3 protein-coding genes are annotated in these 3,321 nt (G+C 63.6%); 2 read left to right on the top strand and 1 reads right to left on the bottom strand.

Annotation, left to right across the window (positions count from 1 at the left end; genetic code table 11):
* Window positions 1–101 precede the first annotated feature (101 nt).
* Window positions 102–1,322, top strand: a complete 1,221-nt coding sequence (locus EN893_RS25210; protein ID WP_127270259.1) for a lytic murein transglycosylase — start codon at window positions 102–104, stop codon at window positions 1,320–1,322.
* A gap of 98 nt (window positions 1,323–1,420) precedes the next feature.
* A complete protein-coding gene (locus EN893_RS25205) occupies window positions 1,421–2,629 on the top strand; it encodes a DUF459 domain-containing protein (RefSeq protein ID WP_127272440.1) in 1,209 nt (402 codons plus the stop codon).
* Window positions 2,630–2,650: 21 nt separating this feature from the next.
* Here the strand turns inward: EN893_RS25205 and EN893_RS25200 are convergent.
* On the bottom strand, window positions 2,651–3,321 hold a 671-nt coding region (locus tag EN893_RS25200), incomplete at its 5' end, for an FAD-dependent oxidoreductase (RefSeq protein WP_164901089.1).

Below are 3,321 nucleotides of genomic sequence, written 5' to 3'. Positions count from 1 at the left end.
CTTCGAAGCGTCTTTTCGTTCCCGGTGGCGCCTATGGTAAACTAATTCCTAACCTGGTTCGGCGATGAATGGTCTTTCCTGAGACAGAGAAGGAGGAAAAGATGTCCGTTCGCAATGCCGCAAAAATTTTTACCAGCGTCATGGCGGCAGCCAGCCTATCGCTCGCTCTGCTGATGCCTGGCCCCGCTTTCGCCGATGCCGGTTTCCGGCAGTGGGTCGCCGGCTTCCGCGCCACCGCCGTGCAGAGCGGCGTTTCCGGCGCCCTCTACGACCAGGCCTTCAGGAACATCAGGGATATCGATCCGGTGGTGCTGGAGAAGGCGCGTACGCAGCCTGAATTCACGGCCCCCGCCTGGGACTATTTCGACAATCGCGTCCATGACCAGTCGGTCGCCGTCGGCCAGCAGATGGCCAGGAAATGGAAGCCGTGGCTGGACCGGATCGAGGCCAGGTTCGGTGTCAACCGTTACATCCTGCTGGCCATCTGGTCGATGGAATCGAACTATGGCGAGATCCTCAAGCGCGACGACGTCATGCGCAATGTCGTGCGCTCGCTGGCGACCTTGGCCTATGCCGATCCGAAGCGGGCGAAATTCGCTCGCACCCAGCTGATCGCCGCGCTGAAGATCCTGCAGACCGGCGATATCGACGAAAGCCATCTGAGCGGATCCTGGGCCGGCGCCATGGGCCATACCCAGTTCATCCCGACCAGCTATCTGCACTATGCCGTCGACATGGACGGCAATGGCAAACGCGACATCTGGAATTCGATCCCCGATGCGCTGGCGACATCAGCCAATTTGTTGAAGAAGAATGGCTGGCAGGCCGGCAAGACCTGGGGCTATGAGGTTGCTTTGCCCGCTGGAAAGCTTCCCGGCGGCTCGAAAACACTGTCGCAATGGCAGGCGCTCGGCGTGGTCAGGGCCAACGGCAAGCCGTTCAAGAACGGCTCCGACAAGGCGACGCTGAAGGTGCCGGACGGCCGCAACGGGCCGGCCTTCCTGATGATCAAGAATTTCACGGTCATCAAAGCCTACAATAACGCCGACAAATATGCGCTGGCCGTCGGCCTTCTTGCCGACGAAATCGCCGGCTCCAGCGGTCTCGTGCAAGACTGGAAGCGGCCTTTCACCAAGCTCACTTTCGAGGAAAGGCAGGAGCTGCAGCAGCGGCTTTCCCAACATGGCCTTTATGACGGCAAGTTCGACGGCAAGATCGGCGACGGCTCGAAATCAGCCATCTTGGCCTTCCAGGCCAAGGCCGGCTTGACCCAGGACGGTTACCCGAGCATGGAAGTGCTGAAGTGGCTCCGGCAGAAATAGAGCCGCCTGCGGTGCCGCGCGGCCTTTCGGGCGCGCAAAGGACACTGTAGCAATCTGGTTGGCGCGGCATTTGCTGCGCCAAGGGATGGAGGAAACGAGTGGCTTCGGCTGCGCGCATCGCAGGGCTTGTTCGTCGCATGCCGGTGCTCATCCTGGCCGTGATCGTGCTCACCGTCGGTGTGGCTGGCGCCTTCCATGCGCCGGCCATGGCGCAGGAGCAGCAAAACCGCGGCTGGTCGCTGCGAGACCTTCTGTTCCCGCGCCGCAGCGAGCGCATCGAGCCGCCGCAGGACATCCAGAAGCCGAGGCCCAGGCCCAAGGCGAAAAAACCCCGCGCCCCGCGCCCGCCGGCGGAGCCGGAAATCCCGGTGGTTGACAAGGCACCGGACGCTCGCACCGTGCTGGTGGTCGGAGACTTCATGGCGGCTGGCCTCGCCGAAGGCCTCGACACCGCCTTTGCCGAGAATGCCGGCGTCAGGATCGTCGTTCGCAGCAATGGCTCGTCCGGCTTCGTACGCGATGATTTCTACAACTGGCCCGAACAGATCAAATCGCTGATCGAGACCGAAAAACCTGCCGCCGTGGTCGTCATGCTGGGTTCCAACGACCGCCAGCAGATGAAGGTGGGTGACGTGCGCGAGCAGCCCCGCTCTGAAACCTGGACCAAGGAATATGAGCGCCGGACCGACGCGTTCGGCAAAGCTATCGCGGAGGCAAAGGTACCCTTCCTCTGGGTCGGCATGCCGGCTTTCCGGGTGTCGAAGATGACCTCCGATATGCTGGCCTTCAACGACATCTATCATCAGGCCGCTGAAAGCCATGGCGGTGAATTCGTCGACGTCTGGGACGGCTTCGTCGATGAGAACGGTGCTTTCGTCACCAGCGGCCCCGACATCAACGGCCAGCCGGTGCGGCTGCGCGCCGATGACGGCATCAACGTCTCGAAGGCAGGCAAGCGCAAACTCGCCTTCTACACCGAAAAACCGCTGCTGAAGATCCTCGGCCTGACCGCGCCTGGAAGCGTGATTACACCGTCCGCTCCGGCGGGCGCACCTGTCGAGGCGCCGGCGCCGGCCGCGGCCCCCATCGTTATCGACCGCACCGCGCCGATGCTGCTCAGCGATCCGGCACTCGACGGTGGCTCCGAATTGCTGGGCGCGGCACCGCCGGCGAAGGCCAATCCGGACCTGCCCGGTGAAAAGCTTGTGGTCGAGGGCAAGGCACCGATTGCATCGCCCGGCCGCGCCGACGATTTCTCATGGCCGCCAAAGGCCGCGACCGATACCACGACCGCGATCAATCGTTAGTATCGCTGCACGCTCCTGGGTTCAGCGCGGGAGAACGCTCGACCCCATCAACGCCTCGTCGATCGAGCGTGCCGCCTGGCGGCCCTCGCGGATCGCCCAGACGACCAGCGACTGGCCACGACGCACGTCGCCGGCCGCATAGAGCCTGTCCACGCTGGTCTTGTAGTCGCGGTCATTGGCCTCGACATTCCTGGAGCGGCGGCTGTCGGTGGCGATCTTCATCTCACCGTCCAATTCCTTCGCCACCCCGGCCGCGGCCGGCCCGGCAAAGCCGATGGCGATGAAGGCGAGATCGGCACGAATGACGAATTCGGTGCCGGCGATCGGCTTGCGCTTGTCGTCGACCTCGCAGCACTTGACGCCGGTCAGCTGGCCTTCCTCGCCGATGAATTCGAGTGTCGCCACCTGGAATTCGCGCTCCGCGCCTTCGGCCTGCGAGGACGAGGTGCGCATCTTGGTCGCCCAATAGGGCCAGACCGAAAGCTTGTCTTCCTTCTCCGGCGGCTGCGGACGGATGTCGAGCTGGGTGACGCGCACCGCACCCTGGCGAAAAGCAGTGCCGACACAGTCGGAGGCGGTATCGCCGCCGCCGACGACGACGACATGCTGGCCGCCGGCGATGATCGGATGCGACGGCCATGCCACCGACTGAATCGGTTCGCCGCCGACACGCCGGTTCTGCTGCACCAGAT

Origin of the sequence: Mesorhizobium sp. M7A.F.Ca.CA.004.04.2.1 (assembly GCF_004022825.1) — a bacterium.
In the GTDB taxonomy this organism is placed as follows: Bacteria; Pseudomonadota; Alphaproteobacteria; order Rhizobiales; family Rhizobiaceae; genus Mesorhizobium.
Note: the sequence above shows the minus strand (reverse complement) of the source record. Positions and strands in the feature narration are given on the sequence as shown.

Excerpts from the sequence above, each read along its gene's own strand:
- EN893_RS25210 (WP_127270259.1), top strand. The coding sequence starts at position 102 with ATGTCCGTTCGCAATGCCGCAAAAATTTTTACCAGCGTCATGGCGGCA.